This is a genomic window from Sphingomonas caeni, assembly GCF_026013415.1.
Classification (GTDB): domain Bacteria; phylum Pseudomonadota; class Alphaproteobacteria; order Sphingomonadales; family Sphingomonadaceae; genus Sphingomonas; species Sphingomonas caeni.
In genome coordinates, this window is record NZ_JAPDOK010000002.1 from 190,430 (window position 1) to 209,101 (window position 18,672).

Below are 18,672 nucleotides of genomic sequence, written 5' to 3' on the forward strand. Positions count from 1 at the left end.
TGGACGCCTGATGCTGTACGATATCCGCCATGTGACGCGCTTCGACTATGCGCGGCCGGTCGCGTTCGCTCGGTGCAATTTGCGGCTCAAGCCGATCCTGTGGTCGGGGCAGGAACTGCTCGACTATGCGCTGACGATCGAGCCAGGCGGACGGACCGCCCCGGCGCGGGCCGAGGCGGGGCTGGCCAATGTCGTGCGGCTGGTGGTCGACACGCCGGTGCGCACGCTCACCATCACCAGCAGCGCGCGGATCCGGGTCGACCGGACGATCCCCTTCCCCTCGCCCGGCGACCCGACCCTTGCCGAGATCGCGGCGCTGGCGCGGGCGAGCCGCGACATGTCGCCCGCGAGCCCCGCCGCCTATCTCTTCCCCTCGCCGCTGATCCCGCTCGATCCCGTGATCGCTTCGTGGTGCGCGGCGGACCTCGATCCGGAGCGCGGGGTGCTCGAGGCGGCGTTCGCGCTGTCGAGCCGGATCCAGCGCGACTTCGCGTTCGACAACAAGGCGACCCTGGTCGATACGCCGCCGCGCGAGGCGTTCGAGAAGAAGCGCGGCGTCTGCCAGGATTTCGCGCAGATCATGATCTCGGGGCTGCGCGCCGCGGGGCTGCCCGCCGCCTATGCCTCGGGATATCTGCGCACGCTTCCGCCGCCGGGCAAGCCGCGGCTGGTGGGGGCGGACGCGACCCATGCCTGGGTGCTGGTCTGGGCGGGGCCGAAGCTCGGCTGGGTGGGGATCGATCCGACCAACGGCATCTGGATGGCGAGCGACCATGTCGTCGTCGCGATCGGCCGCGACTATGCCGATATCGCGCCGGTCGACGGGCTGGTGCTCGGTTCGGGCGCGCAGAAGATGGCGGTGTCGGTCGATGTCGAGCCGCTGGAGGGCTAGCGAAAGTTACGAAAGTTAGGGGGTGCGCCCCTTTTCGGGCCGTGGGACACCGCATCCAATTCCAACATTTCCAACACGCCGGTCCTAGCCGTTGACGATCGTCCCGCCGTTGGGATGGAGCACCTGGCCGGACATGTAGCTCGCATCCTCACAGGCGAGGAACAGGAAGGCGGGGGCGACCTCGTTGGGCTGGCCCGGGCGGCCCATCGGGGTGTGCTTGCCGAACGCCTTCAGCTTCTCGTCGCTGGCGCCGCCGCACGGATTGAGCGGGGTCCAGATCGGGCCCGGCGCGACCGCGTTCACGCGGATGCCCTTTTCGACGAGATTCTCGGAGAGCGAGCGGGTGAAGGCGGTGATCGCGCCCTTGGTGCTGCTATAGTCGAGCAGCTCCTTCGAACCCTGGTAGCTGGTGACCGAGGTGCAATTGACGATCGCCGCGCCCTTGCCGAGGTGGGGAAGTGCTGCCTGGGTCATGTAGAACATGCCGAAGATGTTGGTCTGGAAGGTGCGGAGCAGCTGCTCCTCGGTGATGTCGCGGATGTCCGTGTCGGGATGCTGCTCGCCGGCGTTGTTGACCAATATGTCCAACCGTCCGAATTCGGACACTAACTGTTCGATTGCGCGCTCGCACAACTTCCTCGAGCCGATATCGGCCTTGATCCCGATCGCGCGGCGGCCCTCGGCCTCGACGATGCGCCGGGTCTCGGCGGCGTCATCATCCTCGAGCAGATAGAGGATGCCGATATCGGCGCCCTCGCGCGCGAACAGCGCGGCAACGGCGCGGCCGATGCCGCTGTCGGCGCCGGTGATCATCGCGACCTTGCCGGCGAGACGGCCGGAGCCGGGATAGCGGGGTTCCCATTCGGGCTTGGGCTCGAGCGCGCTCTCATGTCCGGGCAGCGCGTCTTCATGGATCATTTCTGCGGTGTCGGTCACGGCACTGGCTCCTTGGGGAGGGGTGCCGGATGAACCTGCGCGGAAGGCCGGAAGTTCCGCTTTATGAGTGGCTTACCAGGCCAACTGGAGCCGCCGCAGCGGCGGCCGGATTCAGGCGAAGAACGCCGAACCCTGCACGCTGCTGCTGACGACGATGAGGAAGGCGGTGATCGCGAACGATGCGGCGCCGACGGTGATCTGACGAACCATTTTCTGTCTCCTTGGGGTCTGGGCTTCGAGAACCGGGCCGATCAGGCGATCGGCACCAGCGGGGTCGAAGCGAACAGGCAGGCGGCGGTGAACATCACGGCGCCGAGGACCGAAACGGTGCGGGCGAACGAGTCGAAACGAGCGGTCATCATGGTAACTCCCTGACTTGGTCGAGCGGTCCGGACCATCCGTCCGCCGATGCCCGACATGTGTGCAGGGAGCGTGCCAGTTTCGCTAAGTCATTGATTCTGCGTGAGGCGCGCCTAGGGGTTTTGCGGAGGCGGGAATTTACCCTATTTCGTGTGGTGAAATTTCCCAGATTGCGGCGCGAAATACCGGGAAAATCAACTAATCGGCGCGGACCTGGTTCCGGCCGCCCTCTTTCGCCGCATAGAGCAGCCGGTCGGCGCGCTGGAAGGCGGTAGCGCACATCTCGTCGACGCTCGCCACGGTGAGGCCCGCCGAGAAGGTGATCTCGCCGAGCGGCGTGTCGCCCTCGCGCACGCGATAGTTGCGGGTGGCGACCTTGGCGCGGGCGGTTTCGAGCGTGGCACGCGCGGCAGTCTTGTCGACGCCGGTGAAGAGCACCGCGAATTCCTCGCCGCCATAGCGGGCGACGAGATGGCCGGCACAGGCCTCGCCGAGCGCCGCGGCGATCGCCTTGAGCACGCGGTCGCCCACGGCATGGCCGAACCGGTCGTTGACCGACTTGAAGTGATCGACGTCGCACACCGCGAGGCACATGGTCGCGCCCGACGCGGCCTGGGCGGAGAAGGCCTCCTCGAAGGCGCGGCGATTGGGCAGATCGGTCAGCGGATCGCGGCGGGCATTGTCGCGCGCCTCCTCGAGCTTCGAGCGCAGCTCGGTCGCCTCGCGGGTCGCGGCGTCGAGCCGGCTCTCGGCGGTACGGACGCGCTCGAGCATTTCGGTGGTCAGGCGCGCGACTTCGGGGATGCCGCCCGGGAGATCGCCGATCGCCTTGGCGCTGGCGGCGAGATCGCGGCCGAAATCCTCGGTCTCGGCGCGCATCGCCGCGACCATGTCGTGGAAGCCCTCGACCTGCATCTGGGTCTGCGCGACGAGTCCGTCGGCCTGTTCCTTGGCGGCGGCGCCGCTCGCGACGGGCTTCACGTCGCAATCGAGCGAGTCGATGTCGCGCTGGGTGAGGCGGACGCCGCCATCGGTGAGCGCGCGCACCGCCTTGGCGAGCGCGCCCTCGGGATCGGCGAGCAGATGATAGGCGAACGCGAAATTGGCCGGATCGGGCTCCAGCCGCTGTTCGAACAGGAATTCGCCGATATGGTCGTAGAGGCGGCGCGCGGGGTTCCCCCCACTAGCTACCCGAACGGCCTTGGCACCGGACATAGACCCCAAATCCCCATAGCGCGCGCGGCCGCGGAATAGCGGCCGGGCGGCTCATGGAATCGTGGGTATAGCGGAACTGCTAATATCCGGTTTTCGAAACCTTCACTTCCGTGAAAGGTGCAAATCGGAGGAACTAGCGCCGTTTCGGATGATCCGTGCGCCATGCCCGGACCGCCGCGAGCGTGCTCGCGACATGGCCGGCCGCGTTCATCTCGCTGTGCACGAAGATGATCTTGCCGTTCGGCGCGATCACGTACGAGGTGCGGTTGGTGATATTGGTATCGGTGCCGTCGGCCTTTTTCAGGCGCACGTCATAGCCCGAAATGATCTCGGGCGTCGCGGCGAGGACCGGGAATTTGCCCGCGCAATATTCGCTCGAGAATTTGGCGAGCTGATCGACATTGCCCGCGGTCAGGCCGACCACGGTCGCGCCCGCCGCGGTGAAATCGGGCATCGCCTCGGCAAAGGCATGGGCTTCGGCATTGCAGCCGCCGGTAAAGGCCGCGGGGAAGAAATAGACCACGACCGGGCCCTTTTTGAGCTGCGTCGCGAGGGTGAAGGTGATCGGCTTGCCGGCAACCGCGCCCTTGCCGACGAACATCGGCGCCTTGGCCCCGGTGGCGAGATTGGCGGCGGCGGGGACGGCGAGCGCCGCGACGGCGGCGATCGTGGCGAGCAGATAGGTCGGGCGCATGCGAGTCTCTCCCTTTGGGCGTTTGTCCGAGTTTAGTGGGGCAGCGCGGGCCTGTCACGCCACCGGATGGTCGTATCCCTCTACCCCATCCGCGCGTCATTTGGTTGCGCGCACCCGCTGCCGCGTCAGCGCGATTGGTTGCGCACCCGCTACCGCGTCAGCGAGATCCCCAGACGCACATGGGTGTCGTTCTTGTTCCAGTCGTCGAGCGCTTCGCCCGGGCCGGTAAAGGCCTGGCCGAACAGATAGAAGCCCAGCCCGCCGATCCGGGTCAGCGGATAGGAGACGAACATCTCGGCCGATCCGCGCCGCGTCTCGAAATTGCCGCGCCCGGTGACCGAGAGCTTGATCCCGTCAGCCTTCTGGATCGAGGCGGTGAGCGAGGTGTAGCCCCAGCTGTCGCTGATGTTGGGCGCCACCCCGGCATGGCCGACATAGAGCCAGGCCTGGGGCGCGAGATCGAGCCGCCAGTCATTGCCGAGATCGAAGGATTTGGTGGCGCGCACGAAGATCCGGTTGACGTCGATCGAGGCGGCGGGGCCGCGCCCGTTGCTGTCATGGCGATAGCCGAGCGAGAAGACCGTCGTCTCGTCGACGGGAATATCGGCATAGACTTCGGGGCTGTAATTGGTCGAACGGAAGGGCCCAGAGGGTTTGTCGAGCGCCCAGAACATCGTCTGGGTATAGGCGAAGCGCAGATTGCCGAGCTTGAGCGGGGCGTTTTCGGCGAAGGGGCGGAAGGCGAAGCTGACCTGCAGCTTGGCGCCCGAATCGTTCATGCCGGCGACGCCGTAGATCGGCTCGTGCGGCTCGAACCGGTCGAAGAAGGCCGAGGACGCGCCGGTCGAGCTGGCGACGGTGGTTTCGCCCGGGGGCGGCATCTCGGCGGGAGGATGTTCCTGGCCGGGCGGGAGCGCGGTGCCGGCGATGCCGATCGGCACGTAGCGCGCCTTGGCAAAGGCGCCGGGGGCGACGGTCTCGCGGGGGCCGGGCACGCGCTGGAGGATGAGGCGGGTGCCGTCGGCCGCGGTCAGCTCGATCTCGCGAGGACCCTCGGCGGGGAGCGGCGCGTCGGTCTCGTTGATCAGGAACACCTCGACCCCGCGCAGCGCCTCGCGCTCGGAGGCGACCTGTGCGGGCACCGCGCGCAGCTGCGCCGCCGCGGGGGTCGCGGCGATGAGGCAGGCAAGCATGATCAGCAAGCGGCGCATGGCCGCGGGAATTGGCAGGGCATTGTGACCTTGGCGAGTCAAAACTGGGCGGCTAGGGGCGGAGGATGCCCATCTCCGAGACAGACATCGCCCTGGCCCACCGTCTCGCCGATGCGGCGGGCGCGGCGATCCGGCCGCGGTTTCGCGCCGAGTTCGGGCTCCAGACCAAGGGCGATCTTTCGCCCGTGACGCTCGCCGACCGCGAGGCCGAGGAGGCGATGCGCAAGCTGATCATCGCCGAGCGCCCGATGGATGGGATTTTCGGGGAGGAATATGGCGAGCGCGCGGGGACCAGCGGGCGCGTCTGGGTGCTCGATCCGATCGACGGGACGCGCAGCTTCGTTGCGGGCCGCGCGATCTTCGGAACGCTGATCGCGCTGGTCGAGGATGGCTGGCCGGTGCTCGGGGTGATCGACCAGCCGGTGCAGCGCGAGCGCTGGATCGGCGCGGTGGGGCGGCAGACCCTGTTCAACGGCGCTCCCGTGCGGACGCGCGCCTGCCGGGAGCTCAAGGGGGCGCAGCTCGCCACCACCAGCCCGCATCTGTTCGGCGCGCATGAAGGCGAGCATTATCTCGCGCTGGCGGCGGCGGTGGGCAGCCCGCTCTATGGCGGCGACTGCTATAATTACGCGCTGCTCGCGTCGGGCCATATCGATATCGTGGTCGAGATGGAGCTCAAGCTCTATGATTTTGCGGCGTTGGTGCCGGTGGTCGAGGGCGCGGGCGGGCGGATGTGCGACTGGGCGGGCGACCCGCTCCATGCCGGGAGCGCGGGCGATGTGATCGCGGCGGGCGATCCGGCGCGGATCGACGATATCCTCGAAGCCCTGGCCTGCGGGCATTGAGGTTCCGGCGCGGCTACGCGCTGGCGGCCATGGCCCTGTTCGCGGTCGAGGTGTTGATCGCGCTGTTCGTGCGGGACCGGTTCGTGCGGCCCTATCTGGGCGACGTGCTGGCGGTGATCCTCGTCTATCTGGGGCTGCGCGCGGTGCTGCGGATCGAGGTGATGCCCGCGCTGGTGGTCGCTTTGGCGATCGCCTTCGCGGTCGAGTTCGGGCAGCTGATCGGGATCCTCGATATGCTCGGGCTGCGGTCCAACGCCGTTGCGCGGATCGTGCTGGGGTCGGGGTTCGAGGTGAAGGACCTGCTCGCCTATCTGGCGGGTGCGGCGATCGTGCTGGCGGCGGAGCGGCTGCGCTAGAAAATCCCGAGGAAGCGTTTGCGCTGCTTGCGCTTCTCCTGGCTGGATTGACGCCCGCTCTCCGACTTGGCGGTGGTGCCGCGGCCGACATCGGTGCGCGGGCGGCCCTTGGTGTCGCGCTGGCGCAGCGCCGAGGCGCCGGCAAGGACCGGACCGCAATCGGCGGCCTTGGCATCGCCGACATCGACGAACGCGATGATCGCGGCGAACGGGCTCACCAGCGTGCCCAGCCCCAGCCCGGCCCCGGCGCGCGCGACCAGCTCGCCGCTGATCGGATCGATCGTGGGCGCGGCGAACCAACCGCCCACCCCCACCGGCGACTGGCCCGAGAAGAGGCTGAATTTCTTGGCATCGGCCTCGATCGCGAGATCGATCCGTTCGTTCCTGAAGCTGAACCCGCCGCGCCCCGCGATCACATTGCCCGCGGTATCGATCAGGATCGGATCGGCCGCGCCGATGCCTTCATGCACGGTGAAGGCGACCAGCCCGCAATTGATCCGGACGGGCTCCTTCAATTTCTTCTCGAACATCTTCTGGATGAACACGCCGATATCGAGCTCGGAAAGCTGGACGTTGCGCGTCCACAGCGTCCCCTTGGGGATGATGAAGGCGATGCGGCCGTTCGAATTGCTCAGCGAATCATGGACGGTGTCGCCCACGCCCCTGAGCTTGGCGCGCGCCTTGATCGTGCCGCTGGTCCCCGCCTCCAGCACGCCGAAGCCGGCGAGCAAGGTCCCCATCGGGGTGGGCGAGAGGCGGATGTCATAGTCGGTGACGACACGCGGATCGCGCGCGTTGATGGTCACGTCCGAACTGACCACGCCGCGCGACAAAGCGAAGTTGAGCGGCGACAGCGTCAACAGCCGGTCGTCGAGGGTGAGACCGAGCATGATGTTCGAGATCGACGGCAGCCCGGGCGCGCGCACTGCGCGGACGTGCCAATCGACCCGGGCGTCGAAATTCTCGAGCGCCTTGGCGCGCAGCGGCGCATCGGGGAGCACGCGCGGGGCGCCGTCCACGGTGGTGACCGCGCCCTGCGCTTCGAGGCGGTCGGGATTGTAGCCGATGAAAGGCCCGGCATCGACGATATCGAGAATGCTGGTCGAGAGGCTGGCATTGATCATCAGCCGGGGTTCGCGGTTGATGATCGTGAACTTGCCCGCCAGATCGCTCTCGCCGAACCGGCCCTTCACGCCCGTGAAACGCCATTCGTTGCGATATTTGGTCAGCGCCGAACGCAGGCGATAGCTGCGCGTATCGGGCACCGCGACACCCATGACCGAGAAGAGATCGGCAAGGTTCCTGCCGCGGACATCAACATGCAGGTCCGCCCCCTCGATCTCGGTCGCGCCGGGGAGGGTACCGGTCACATCGGCGGTGGTGGCGGCGCCGCGGATATGGAGTTCGAGGCGGTTCTGGCCCCCTTCGACGGTGGCGTTGGGGGTGAGCAGCGCGCCGCCGACCGTGAACGGCGTGCCGCGCGCGATGCCCTTGCCGTCGAAGCGGATCGCGGTGGCGAATTGCGTGTCGCGCGCCTCGACCGTCTGGAGCCCCAGATCGGCGAGCAGCGCCATTGCGGGGTCGCGATAGTGGATCGCCGTCCCCGCGGCGCGCGCGGCGCGGATCAGCGGGAGGTCGAGCGGCTCGCCCTTCCGGTTGGGGTCGCCGAGCGTCCAGCTGTTGCGCTTGTGCGCAGCGTCCCATTGCAGGTCGAGATGCGCATCGTCGAGCGCGAGCCAGTTGATCCGGTGATTGCCGGTGATCAGCGACCAGGTGGAGATGACCGAATCGACTTTCCTGGCTTCGAACAAATTGCCCGTGGCCCAGGGCGGATTGGCGATCGTCATCCCCTCGGCGAGGAATTTGACGTTCCAGGGATTGAGATAGAGCTGGAAATCGCCCGTGACCTTCACCTGGCGCATCGTCTGGCTGGAGACGATCCGCTCGAACGGGTGCTTGAGGAAGCGGCCCTTGGTGACGAAGAGGATCGCCCAGGCGAGGACGAGCAGACCGAGCAGGGTGGCGAGGACCGAGGCGGTCGCGGCAAGCGGGGTACCGAGCGCAGGCCGAGAAGGCGCCGGGGCGGTTTCGTCTGCCATGCGGGTCTAAAGCATGGGTCCGCCTTGCGGTTCCGAATCGGTTGCATTGCAGCAGGCCTTCGGCTAAGCGCCCGCCTTTCCTCGAGCCCAAGGAACACGCCCGGCCATCAAGGGCTGCCGCGGCTGTTCGCACGTTCGAGTTTGCAAGGAGACCAAAATGCCCAAGCTCAAGACGAAGAGCGGCGTCAAGAAGCGCTTCAAGTTCACCGCCACTGGCAAGGTGAAGCATGGAGTCGCCGGCAAGCGCCACCGGCTGATCAGCCACAACGCGAAATATATCCGGACCAACCGCGGTACTTCGGTGCTGTCGGACGCCGATGTCGGTCACGTGCGCCTCTGGGCGCCGTACGGCCTGAAGTAAGGGAGGTCTGAGACATGGCACGCGTCAAACGGGGTGTTACCACCCGCGCCAAGCACAAGAATATCCTGGAACAGGCGAAGGGCTATCGCGGCCGTCGCAAGAACACGATTCGCGTTGCGCGCCAGGCCGTCGAAAAGGCCGGGCAATACGCCTATCGCGACCGCAAGGTTAAGAAGCGGAGCTTCCGCGGCCTGTGGATCCAGCGCATCAACGCCGGCGTCCGCGCCGAGGGGCTGACCTATTCGCAGTTCATGCACGGGCTGAAGCTCGCGGGCATCGAGCTCGACCGGAAGGTTCTGGCCGATATCGCCATGCACGAAGGCGAGGCGTTTACCGCCATCGTCGCGCAGGCGAAGGCGGCTCTGCCCCAGGCCGCCTGAGGCGACCTGCAGCGACTGCGCCAAAAGGGGCGCCGGTGGAGACACCGGCGCCCTTCTTGCGTCTGGGCCCGTTGCATCTGGATTACCATACGCGCGCCATGCCGCCCGCGGGGACCGACAAGCCGTGTCGCAAGGATATCAGGCGTGCCGGCGCTTCGAGGCTCCGCCTCCTAAAACTTGTCCGCGCGGGCATACAAGCAAAGGGCCATTGGTCTTGGGACTTGCGGCCCTTCTTCTTGCGTCTATCAATGCGGCTGGTTCCGGGGGGAAGCGATGATCGTCGGTATTGATCTGGGAACGACCAACAGTGCGGTCACAATCTTCCGGGATGGCGCGCCCGTGCTGGTCCCCAACAGCTTGGGTGACGTGCTGACCCCATCGGCGGTGAGCGTCACCGACAAGGGCGCATTGCTGGTCGGCATGGCCGCGCGCGAACGCCAATCGACGCATCCCACGATGACTGCGACCGCCTTCAAGCGGCTGATGGGCACGCAAAAGAAGCTCGCGCTAGGCCGCCGCGCCTTTTCAGCGGAAGAGCTGTCGGCGCTGGTCCTGGGCAGCCTCAAGGCCGATGCCGAGGCATGGGCCGGCGAGCCGGTGACCGGCGCGGTTATCACCGTTCCCGCCTATTTCAACGATCACCAGCGCAAGGCGACGCGGCGGGCCGGCGAGCTGGCGGGGCTGAAGGTCGAGCGGCTGGTGAATGAGCCGACCGCAGCGGCGCTGGGCTACGGCATTCACGAGCGCGGTGACCGCGAGCCGTTCCTGGTCTTCGATCTGGGAGGGGGCACCTTTGACGTGTCGATCGTCGAGGTGTTCGAAGGCGTGGTCGAAGTGCGCGCCTCGGCCGGTGACAACCGGTTGGGCGGCGAGGATTTCAACGACATCCTGACGGCGGTCGCGCGCGAGGCGATCGATCCGGCAGGCGCGCTGGCGCGCGGGGCCAAGGCCAGCATGCTCGCCGAAGTGATGCGCGCCGCAGCCGAGCGGACCCGGCGCAAGCTGACCGATGCCGACGAGGCCGAGTTGAGCTTCGTGTGGGAGGGCAAGCCCTATTCCGCGACGATCACCGCCGACGCCTTCGAAAAGGCGGCCGAGCCGTTGCTCCAGCGATTGCGCGATCCCGTGCTGCGATCGCTGCGCGACAGCAATATCCGCGTCGACAATCTGAGCGAGATCGTGCTGGTCGGCGGCGCGACGCGCATGCCCATCGTGCGGCGGGCGGTGACGCGCATGTTCGGCCGCTTTCCCAACACCGCGCTCCATGCCGATCATGCGGTGGCGTTGGGCGCGGCGGTGCAGGCCGGGCTGAAGCAGCGCGACGCGGCGCTTCAGGAAATCCGCCTGACCGATGTCTGCCCGTTCACGCTAGGCGTCGAGACCGGTCGGCGCGACACCAAGGGCGGAATCCAGATGGGGATCTTTTCGCCGATCATCGAGCGCAACACCGTCGTGCCCGCCAGCCGCGTCCATTATTTCGGGACGTTGGAAGACAATCAGCGGATCGTGCGCTTCAACGTCTATCAGGGCGAGGCCCGCAATGTTGCCGAGAATATCCATCTCGACCAGCTCGAAGTACCGGTGCCGCCAAAGCCGCGCGGCGAGATCGTGGTCGAGGTGCGCTTCAGCTATGATCCGAGCGGGTTGCTCGAAGTCGATATCGCGGTCCCCGCGACAGGCCTGCGCCAGCAATGGATCGTCAGCAGCGGCGAGGGGGACGGGTCGCCGGAGGATCTCGAACGGCGCCGCGCCGCGCTGGCGGCGCTGAAAGTCCATCCGCGCGACGACGCGGTCAACGCCGCTACATTGGCTCGCGCCGAGCGCTGCTACGAGGGATTTCTGGGCGACCACCGCCAGTATATCGGCGAGATCATCACCGCCTTTCATGAAGTGCTCGATCGGCAGGAATCGCATGCGATCACCGAGATGCGGGCACAGGTCGAAAGCGCGCTCGACCAGCTCGAAGGCGAGCGCTTTCTATGAGCGGATCGCCCTGGACGCGGCTGGGCATTGCACCGACCGACGACCAGGCGGCGATCAAGCGTGCCTATGCCGCGCAGCTCAAAGCAATCGACGTCGATGCCGACCCGAATGCCTTCATCGCACTGCGCGAGGCGTTCGACCGGGCGCGGACGATGAAGCTGCGCCGGCAGCAATCCTATTCGGCGGGCGAACTCGTCCTCGCGCCTCTGCCGGAACAACCGGCCAGCCCGGCACCGCAGCCCGAACCCGAGCCGGAGGCCGAGCCCCGGCCGAAATGGATCGAGCATTTCGAGGCGATCCAGACGCTGGTTTACGGCGATCGATCGCGCGAGGACATCTACGACGAGATCTGCGCGCGCATGGCGCGGCTTCTTGCGAGCCCGGAAATGGAGCAGATCGACCACGCCATTGCGATCGAAACCTGGGCGGCCGACCTGATCCTCGCTGGAATTCCGCGCACCAATGCGGTCATGGCCTCGGCGATCAACGGTTTCGGCTGGTTTGCGCGCGCAGAAAAATGGGATTGCCCGCCCGCCATCATCGCGGTGGTCAATCGCAACGCCGATTGCGAGTTCCTCCGTGCGATCCAGCGGAGCACCGGTCCGACCCACCAGGCTTGCCGGCTGCTGATGGATCCGGACCGGCGGCCGTCCAACCATTATGCCGATTCGGTCGCACAGTTGCTGAAGGTCGTCCACACCCAGCATCCGACCTTGATCGCCGAATTTCCGCGGGAATCGGTGGCGGCCTGGGAAGCGTTGATCGAGCGCCGCCACGCCTCGGCACCCGCTCGAATCGGTCGCGGCTTCGAACGGCTCAACGCGCGGATCGGCTATTGGTGGCGCAGGCTGTATTTCAACGAGATCTTCAAGATATTGGGGCTGTTCCTGGGCGGCCTGCTGGTTATCAGCCTTGTTGGCGCCACTTCGGGCATTGCGCTCTTCTGGATTGTGCCCGCGCTCCTTCGGCGGGGTGGCAGAAGCGGCGGCTACTAGGCGGCGCGGCTGCTTCGCCAGACGGGTTGGCGCGCTCCTTATCCCCGGCTAAGCGCTTCGGATCATCCAGAAGAGAAATATCGTGCACGACCTTGATCAACTGAAGACCGACCTGCTGGGCAGCATCGACGCCGCGGCGGGGCTCGACGCGCTCGAGGTGCTGCGCGTTCATGCGCTGGGCAAGGCCGGGGCGATCACCGGGCTGCTCAAGACGCTGGGGGGCATGAGCCCCGAGGAGCGCCAGACCGAAGGGCCGCGCATCCATGCGCTGCGCGAGGCGGTGACCGAGGCGCTTGCCCGTCGCAAGGCGGTGCTCGAGCGCAAGGCGATGGACGCGAAGCTCGCGAGCGAGACGCTCGACATGACGTTGCCCGCCGACGGCATCGCGCCGGGGAGCGTGCATCCGGTGAGCCAGGTGATGGACGAGCTCGCCGAGATCTTCGCCGATCTGGGTTTCGCGGTGGCGACCGGGCCCGAGATCGAGACCCAATGGTATAATTTCTCGGCGCTCAACATGCCCGAGACCCACCCCGCGCGCGCGATGCACGATACTTTCTATCTGCAGGCTGCCGAGGGCGAAGAGGCGCATGTGCTGCGCACCCACACCAGCCCGGTGCAGATCCGCGCGATGCATGCGGCGGGCGGGCAGCAGCCGGTGCGGATCATCGCGCCGGGACGGACCTATCGCAGCGACAGCGACGCGACCCACACGCCGATGTTCCATCAGGTCGAGGGGCTGGTGATCGACAAGGGGATCACGCTCGGCCACCTCAAATGGACGCTCGAGACCTTCCTCAAGGCCTTTTTCGAGCGCGACGACATCGTGCTGCGGCTGCGCCCGAGCTATTTTCCCTTCACCGAGCCTTCGGCGGAAGTCGATGTCGGCTACAGCCTCGTGAACGGCAAGCGCGTGATCGGCGGCAGCGAGGGCTGGATGGAAGTGCTCGGCAGCGGCATGGTCCATCGCACCGTGATCGAGGCGGGCGGATACGATCCCAATGAGTGGCAGGGCTTCGCGTTCGGCTGCGGGATCGATCGGCTCGCGATGCTCAAATACGGGATGGACGACCTGCGCGCCTTTTTCGACGGCGATGTGCGCTGGCTGCGGCACTATGGCTTCTCGGCGCTCGACGTGCCCACGCTCAGCGGGGGAGTAGGCGCATGAAGTTCACGTTGGGCTGGCTCAAGGAGCATCTGGAGACCGAAGCGAGCCTCGACACGATCGTCGAGGCGCTGACTCGCGTCGGGCTCGAGGTCGAGGGCGTCGAGGATCCGGGCGCCAAGCTCGCGGCGTTCCGTGTCGCCAGGGTGCTGACCGCGGCGCCGCATCCCAATGCGGACAAGCTGCAGCTGCTGACCGTCGATGCGGGCGAAGGGCCGGTTCAGGTCGTGTGCGGCGCCCCCAATGCGCGCGCGGGACTGGTCGGCGTGTTCGGGCCGCCGGGCGCCTATGTGCCGGGGTCGGCCATGACCCTGGTGGTGCGCGATGTGCGCGGCGTGACCTCGAACGGCATGATGTGTTCGACGCGCGAGCTCGAGCTGGGCGACGATCATGACGGGATCATCGAGCTGCCCGCCGACGCGCCGGTCGGCACCGCCTACCCGGACTATGCGGGGCTGAGCGATCCGGTGATCGACGTGTCGGTCACCCCCAACCGGCAGGACTGCATGGGCGTGCGCGGGATCGCGCGCGATCTGGCGGCGGCGGGGCTGGGGACGCTCAAGCCGCTGGCCGAGGTCTATCGGATGGAAACGCTCGCGCCGGTCGCGGGCGAGGGCCCCGGGCCGGACGTCGCGACCCGGGACCCCGAGGGCTGTCCGGCCTTCTACGGCCAGGAAGTGCGCGGCGTGACCAATGGCGAAGCGCCGGCGTGGATGCGCCAGATGCTCACCGCGATCGGGCAGAAGCCGATTTCGGTGCTGGTCGACATCACCAATTTCGTCTCGATCGACCTGGGGCGGCCGCTGCACGTCTATGACAAGGCCAAGCTCAAGGGCGGGCTCGTCGCGCGGCGGGCGGCCGATGGCGAGCACGTGCTCGCGCTCAATGGCAAGACCTATACGCTCGACGCCAGCATGACGGTGATCGCCGATGACGTGGCGGTCCACGATATCGGCGGGATCATGGGCGGCGAGCATTCGGGCGTGTCGGAGGCGACCACCGACGTGATCATCGAATGCGCCTATTTCGATCCCGATCATATCGCGCGGACGGGGCAGAAGCTGGGGCTGACCAGCGATGCGCGGCAGCGTTTCGAGCGCGGAGTCGATCCGGCGTTCCTCGATGACGGCCTTGCGATCGCGACGACTCTGGTGCTCGGCCATTGCGGCGGGACCGCGAGCGGGGTGACCCGCGCGGGCGCGGCGCCGGCCGAGGCGAAGACGGTCGCCTATGACCCCGCGCGCGCCGGGACGCTCGGCGGGCTGGCGGTGCCCGAGGCCGAACAGAAGGCGATCCTCGAACGGCTCGGCTTTACCGTGGCGGCGGACTGGACCGTGACGGTGCCGAGCTGGCGCCGCGATATCGACGGCCCCGCCGATCTGGTCGAGGAGGTGATTCGCATCACGGGCATCGACAATGTCCCCTCGACCCCGCTGCCGCGTGCCCCCGGCGTGGCGCGGCCGACCGCGACGGCGGAGCAGAAGCTCGAACGCCGCGTCCGCCGGACGGCGGCCGCGCGCGGGCTGGGCGAGGCGGTGACGTGGAGCTTCATTTCCGAGAGCGAGGCCGCGCCGTTCGGCGGCGGCGCGTGGCGCCTCGCCAATCCGATCAGCGAGGATCTGAAGGTGATGCGGCCCTCGCTGCTGCCCGGGCTGCTCGCCGCGGCCGAGCGCAACCTCAAGCGCGGCGCGCCAGGCGTGCGCCTGTTTGAGATCGGCCGGCGCTACCTCGCCGACGCCACCAAGAATCTCGATGAACGGCCGACGCTGGGGATCGTGCTCGCGGGCGACCGCGCCCCGCGCGGGTGGCAGTCGGGCAAGGCGCAGGGCTTCGGGGCGTTCGACGCCAAGGCCGAGGCGGTGGCGCTGCTCGAAGCCGCGGGCGCGCCGGTCGGCAACCTGCAGGTGATGGGCGAGGCGGGCGAGGTCTATCATCCCGGCCAGTCGGGCACGCTGCGGCTCGGCCCCAAGACGGTGCTCGCGGCGTTCGGGATGGTGCATCCGAGCGTGCTCAAGGCGTTCGATCTCGACGGCGATGTGGCGGCAGTCGAGCTCTATCTCGATGCGCTGCCCGCGAAGCGCGGCGGCACCGGGTTCATGCGCGCGCCCTATACCCCGCCCGCGCTCCAGCCGGTGACGCGCGACTTCGCCTTCCTGGTGCCCGCGGCGCTGGCGGCGGGCGATCTCGTCCGTGCGGTCAAGGGCGCCGACAAGGCGGCGATCCTCGAGGCGCGGCTGTTCGACGTCTTCACCGGCGCCGGCGTGCCCGACGGCCGGAAGAGCCTCGCGATCGAGGTCACCCTCCAGCCCGGCGAGAAGAGCTTCACCGACGAGGAGCTCAAGGCCGTGGCCGACAGGGTGGTCGCCGCGGCGGCGAAGCTGGGGGCGGTGCTGAGGGGATGAAGATCGACCGGTTCCTCGAAGGGTTTACTGCGCTTCACGAGGAGCCGGGCGACATCTACACCCCGATCCTGTTGCCGGGCGATTTCGATCCGTTCGAGCGGCACAAGCGCTTCACGCTGCATATCGATGCCGAACTCCGGATGACCGGCCTGGGCAGCGCCGGCGGCGGCAGCTCGATCAGCGCGCGCGATGTGGATGAGGATGACGAGGACGAGGGTGACGGCTGGGAAGTCATCTACTCGATCATCGATGCCGATGTGACCGACCTCGATGCCGGCCGCGCGCTGATCCGCCTGCATCTCGCCGAGCTTGGCTGTCCCCCGGGGACGCTGGTGCAGTTCGGCGAGCACGAGGACCGGTGGGACGGCGAATGCTGGCATCTCGCCGAAGACCGGTCGATCAACGAAGACGATCTCGACTGCAGAAAGTGAAGATCGGGCGCAAGCTTCGGGAGGCGCGGCGCATGGCTGCTGCTATGGCGCGTCGCGGGAGGCGATCATGACGAGCGAATATGAGGCGATGACGCGGGCGGCGGCGGCGGCGATCGCCTATCGGCGCGGCGTGGCCGAGGCCGAGACCAACCCGGTCGCCGATTATGCCGCGATGATCGCCGCCTTCGACGCGCCGGTGCCCGAGGGGCCGGGCGACGCGCAAGCGATCATCGCCGAGCTGATCGACAAGGCGACGCCGGGCATCCGCGCCTGCGCGGCGCCGCGCTTCTTCGGCTGGGTGATCGGCAATTCGCATCCCACCGGGGTCGCGGCGGACTGGCTGGCCTCGGCCTGGGGTCAGAATGTCGGCAACCTCATCTCGGCGCCCGCCGCATCGGCGATCGAGAAGGTTTCGGCGGATTGGCTGCTCGATCTGCTCGGACTTCCTCGCGAATCCTCGATGGGGTTCGTGACCGGGGCGACGGTCGCCAATTTCGTCTGTCTTGCCGCGGCGCGCAGCGAGGTGCTGCGGCGTGCGGGCTGGGACGTCGAGGCCTTGGGGCTGTTCGGAGCGCCGCCGGTCGAAGTGGTGATCGGGGCGGATGCCCATGCCACCGTCTATTCGGGGCTCAAATATCTGGGGCTCGGCGCCAAGCGGGTGAAGATCGTCGGGAGCGATGCCTCGGGGCGGATGCTCGCGGGGGATTTCGAGCGGGTGATCAAGGGGTGCAGCGGGCCGGTGATCGCGATCTCGCAGGCCGGGCAGATCAACACGGGGGCGTGCGATCCCTTTGCCGAGATCGCGCCGATTGCGAAGGATGCCGGGGCCTGGCTGCATGTCGATGGCGCGTTCGGGCTGTGGGCGCAGGTGGCGCCGGATCGCGCGCATCTGACGCGGGGGGTCGAGGCGGCGGACAGCTGGGCGACCGACGGGCATAAATGGCTGCAGACGCCCTATGATTGCGGGTTCGCGATCGTCCGCGACGCCGAGGCGCACCGGCGGGCGATGGCGATCTCGGCCAGCTACCTCCCGCTCGGCGCCGAGACCGAGCGCGAGCCCTCGGCCTATGTGCCCGAACTGTCGCGGCGCGCGCGGGGCTTCGCGACCTGGGCGATGCTCAAGCAACTGGGCCGCGCGGGACTGGCCGAGATGGTCGAGCGGCATTGCCAGATCGCGCGGCACATGGGCGAGCGGCTGGCGGACGAGCCTGGTATCGCACTGGTGGCACCCGTCGAGCTCAACCAGTTCATGGTCCGCTTCGGCGGGAGCGGAGCCGAAGGTGATCGGGCGACGCTCGCGACGGTCAAGCGGGTGCAGGAGGATGCGATCGCGTTCATCGGCGGTGCCTTGTGGCGCGACGACTGGGTGATGCGCGTCTCGGTCAGCTCGATCGCGACGACGATGGCCGAGGCGGACGTGGCGGTGGATGCGGTGCTCGACGCCTGGCGCAAGGTTCGCGGATGATCGAGATCGGTTCGGAGGCGCTGACCGCGGCGATCAACCCGTTCGGGGCGGAACTGACCAGCCTGCGCGACGCCGAGGGGCGCGAGCTGATGACCGATGCCGATCCGGCCTATTGGAGCGGGCATGCGCCGTTGCTCTTCCCGATCGTCGGGCGGCTGATGGAGGACAGATACCGGCTGGACGGGAAGGAATATTCGCTGCCCCAGCACGGCTTTGCGCGGCGGCAGATGTTCGCGCTGGTCGAGCAGACGGAGAGGCGTGCGCTATTCCGGCTGACCGACAATGACGAGACGCGCGCCGTCTATCCCTTCGCCTTCAGGCTCGATGTGGAATTCAGCCTCAGGCCTCTGCATCCGACGTTCATTACCAAGGTGACCGTGACCAACACCGGCGATCGGGACATGCCGGCAAGCTTCGGATTCCATCCCGCCTTTGCCTGGCCCTTGCCCTATGGCGCTGCGAAGGAGGACCACCGGATCAGCTTCACACAGGACGAGCCGGGACGATTGGCGGCAATCGTCAAGGGCGGGTGGATCGATGCGGAGGGCCGGGACAGTCCGATCGATCACTATGCGCTGCATCTGACGGATGAACTGTTCGAACGCGACGCGCTGATCTGGAATCCGGTACGCAGCCAATGGGTCTTGTACGGCCCGGAGCATGGGCCGCAGCTGCTGGTCGATTTTCCCGATACGCCCGCGCTCGGCATCTGGACCAGACCGGGCGCCCGGTTTGTCTGCATCGAGCCCTGGCACGGCATCGCCGACCCCTGGGGCTTCGCTGGGGAAATCTGGGACAAGCCGCTGATGCAGCGCTATGCGCCGGGCGAATCACGATGCTTCACGATGGGCGTGACGCTGGAGGCGTGACCCGCTAGGGGGCCGC

General features: G+C 67.6%; 17 protein-coding genes. 12 read left to right on the forward strand and 5 right to left on the reverse strand.

Features of this window, described 5'->3' with window-relative positions; translation table 11 throughout:
* Positions 1–10: 10 nt before the first annotated feature.
* Positions 11–892 (forward strand): transglutaminase family protein, encoded by an 882-nt coding sequence (locus OF829_RS05530; protein ID WP_264938987.1) that lies wholly within the window; start codon positions 11–13, stop codon positions 890–892.
* 84 nt (positions 893–976) lie between these two features.
* On the opposite strand, the gene OF829_RS05535 is transcribed toward OF829_RS05530, so the two are convergent.
* The 4 genes from OF829_RS05535 to OF829_RS05550 form a co-directional block, all read right to left on the reverse strand.
* Positions 977–1,828 (reverse strand): SDR family oxidoreductase, encoded by an 852-nt coding sequence (locus OF829_RS05535; protein WP_264938988.1) that lies wholly within the window; start codon positions 1,826–1,828, stop codon positions 977–979.
* A gap of 558 nt (positions 1,829–2,386) precedes the next feature.
* On the reverse strand, positions 2,387–3,403 hold the full coding sequence (locus tag OF829_RS05540; RefSeq protein WP_264938989.1) for a GGDEF domain-containing protein: 1,017 nt from the start codon (positions 3,401–3,403) through the stop codon (positions 2,387–2,389).
* Between the two features lie 133 nt (positions 3,404–3,536).
* Entirely contained in the window at positions 3,537–4,097 is a 561-nt protein-coding gene (locus tag OF829_RS05545; protein WP_264938990.1) for a peroxiredoxin, read from the reverse strand.
* A gap of 149 nt (positions 4,098–4,246) precedes the next feature.
* The gene (locus tag OF829_RS05550) at positions 4,247–5,308 is read right to left on the reverse strand and encodes a phospholipase A (RefSeq protein WP_264938991.1); all 1,062 of its coding nucleotides are present in this window, start codon (positions 5,306–5,308) and stop codon (positions 4,247–4,249) included.
* A 65-nt stretch (positions 5,309–5,373) separates the two neighbouring features.
* Here OF829_RS05550 and hisN point away from each other — a divergent pair, with 65 nt between their 5' ends.
* Together hisN and OF829_RS05560 are read left to right on the forward strand one after the other, a co-directional pair.
* Positions 5,374–6,153: a histidinol-phosphatase gene (gene hisN / locus OF829_RS05555; protein ID WP_264938992.1), complete on the forward strand. Its 780-nt coding sequence runs from the start codon at positions 5,374–5,376 to the stop codon at positions 6,151–6,153.
* Positions 6,150–6,509, forward strand: a complete 360-nt coding sequence (locus tag OF829_RS05560) for a ribosomal maturation YjgA family protein (RefSeq protein WP_264938993.1) — start codon at positions 6,150–6,152, stop codon at positions 6,507–6,509. The genes hisN and OF829_RS05560 overlap by 4 nt, the downstream gene beginning before the upstream one ends.
* Here OF829_RS05560 and OF829_RS05565 read toward each other — a convergent pair.
* Entirely contained in the window at positions 6,506–8,608 is a 2,103-nt protein-coding gene (locus OF829_RS05565) for an AsmA family protein (protein WP_264938994.1), read from the reverse strand. The genes OF829_RS05560 and OF829_RS05565 overlap by 4 nt on opposite strands.
* 157 nt (positions 8,609–8,765) lie before the next feature.
* Between OF829_RS05565 and rpmI the strand changes: the two genes are divergently transcribed.
* The 9 genes from rpmI to OF829_RS05610 all read left to right on the forward strand — a co-directional run bounded on the left by rpmI (position 8,766) and on the right by OF829_RS05610 (position 18,656).
* Entirely contained in the window at positions 8,766–8,969 is a 204-nt protein-coding gene (gene rpmI, locus OF829_RS05570; RefSeq protein WP_264938995.1) for a 50S ribosomal protein L35, read from the forward strand.
* Positions 8,970–8,983: 14 nt separating this feature from the next.
* Positions 8,984–9,349 (forward strand): 50S ribosomal protein L20, encoded by a 366-nt coding sequence (gene rplT / locus OF829_RS05575; RefSeq protein WP_264938996.1) that lies wholly within the window; start codon positions 8,984–8,986, stop codon positions 9,347–9,349.
* Between the two features lie 273 nt (positions 9,350–9,622).
* Positions 9,623–11,332 carry an Hsp70 family protein gene (locus tag OF829_RS05580; RefSeq protein WP_264938997.1) on the forward strand — a complete coding sequence of 570 codons (1,710 nt, stop codon included), beginning with the start codon at positions 9,623–9,625 and terminating at the stop codon, positions 11,330–11,332.
* Positions 11,329–12,327 (forward strand): hypothetical protein, encoded by a 999-nt coding sequence (locus tag OF829_RS05585; protein ID WP_264938998.1) that lies wholly within the window; start codon positions 11,329–11,331, stop codon positions 12,325–12,327. The genes OF829_RS05580 and OF829_RS05585 overlap by 4 nt, the downstream gene beginning before the upstream one ends.
* Before the next feature lie 79 nt (positions 12,328–12,406).
* Positions 12,407–13,492, forward strand: coding sequence for a phenylalanine--tRNA ligase subunit alpha (gene pheS, locus OF829_RS05590; protein ID WP_406701414.1), 1,086 nt, complete (start codon positions 12,407–12,409; stop codon positions 13,490–13,492).
* Positions 13,489–15,891, forward strand: coding sequence for a phenylalanine--tRNA ligase subunit beta (pheT, locus tag OF829_RS05595; protein ID WP_264939000.1), 2,403 nt, complete (start codon positions 13,489–13,491; stop codon positions 15,889–15,891). The genes pheS and pheT overlap by 4 nt, the downstream gene beginning before the upstream one ends.
* Entirely contained in the window at positions 15,888–16,322 is a 435-nt protein-coding gene (locus tag OF829_RS05600; RefSeq protein WP_264939001.1) for a hypothetical protein, read from the forward strand. The genes pheT and OF829_RS05600 overlap by 4 nt, the downstream gene beginning before the upstream one ends.
* Before the next feature lie 67 nt (positions 16,323–16,389).
* Entirely contained in the window at positions 16,390–17,787 is a 1,398-nt protein-coding gene (locus OF829_RS05605; protein ID WP_264939002.1) for a pyridoxal phosphate-dependent decarboxylase family protein, read from the forward strand.
* A complete protein-coding gene (locus tag OF829_RS05610; protein ID WP_264939003.1) occupies positions 17,784–18,656 on the forward strand; it encodes an aldose 1-epimerase family protein in 873 nt (290 codons plus the stop codon). The genes OF829_RS05605 and OF829_RS05610 overlap by 4 nt, the downstream gene beginning before the upstream one ends.
* The last annotated feature ends 16 nt before the right edge of the window (positions 18,657–18,672 follow it).

Bases quoted from the DNA above. Each gene is read 5' to 3' on its own strand.
- OF829_RS05530 (WP_264938987.1), top strand. From the start codon at position 11: ATGCTGTACGATATCCGCCATGTGACGCGCTTCGACTATGCGCGGCCG.
- OF829_RS05540 (WP_264938989.1), bottom strand. From the start codon at position 3,403: ATGTCCGGTGCCAAGGCCGTTCGGGTAGCTAGTGGGGGGAACCCCGCG.
- OF829_RS05545 (WP_264938990.1), bottom strand. From the start codon at position 4,097: ATGCGCCCGACCTATCTGCTCGCCACGATCGCCGCCGTCGCGGCGCTC.
- OF829_RS05550 (WP_264938991.1), bottom strand. From the start codon at position 5,308: ATGCGCCGCTTGCTGATCATGCTTGCCTGCCTCATCGCCGCGACCCCC.
- hisN (WP_264938992.1), top strand. From the start codon at position 5,374: ATGCCCATCTCCGAGACAGACATCGCCCTGGCCCACCGTCTCGCCGAT.
- OF829_RS05565 (WP_264938994.1), bottom strand. From the start codon at position 8,608: ATGGCAGACGAAACCGCCCCGGCGCCTTCTCGGCCTGCGCTCGGTACC.
- rpmI (WP_264938995.1), top strand. From the start codon at position 8,766: ATGCCCAAGCTCAAGACGAAGAGCGGCGTCAAGAAGCGCTTCAAGTTC.
- rplT (WP_264938996.1), top strand. From the start codon at position 8,984: ATGGCACGCGTCAAACGGGGTGTTACCACCCGCGCCAAGCACAAGAAT.
- OF829_RS05580 (WP_264938997.1), top strand. From the start codon at position 9,623: ATGATCGTCGGTATTGATCTGGGAACGACCAACAGTGCGGTCACAATC.
- OF829_RS05585 (WP_264938998.1), top strand. From the start codon at position 11,329: ATGAGCGGATCGCCCTGGACGCGGCTGGGCATTGCACCGACCGACGAC.
- pheT (WP_264939000.1), top strand. From the start codon at position 13,489: ATGAAGTTCACGTTGGGCTGGCTCAAGGAGCATCTGGAGACCGAAGCG.
- OF829_RS05600 (WP_264939001.1), top strand. From the start codon at position 15,888: ATGAAGATCGACCGGTTCCTCGAAGGGTTTACTGCGCTTCACGAGGAG.
- OF829_RS05605 (WP_264939002.1), top strand. From the start codon at position 16,390: ATGACGAGCGAATATGAGGCGATGACGCGGGCGGCGGCGGCGGCGATC.
- OF829_RS05610 (WP_264939003.1), top strand. From the start codon at position 17,784: ATGATCGAGATCGGTTCGGAGGCGCTGACCGCGGCGATCAACCCGTTC.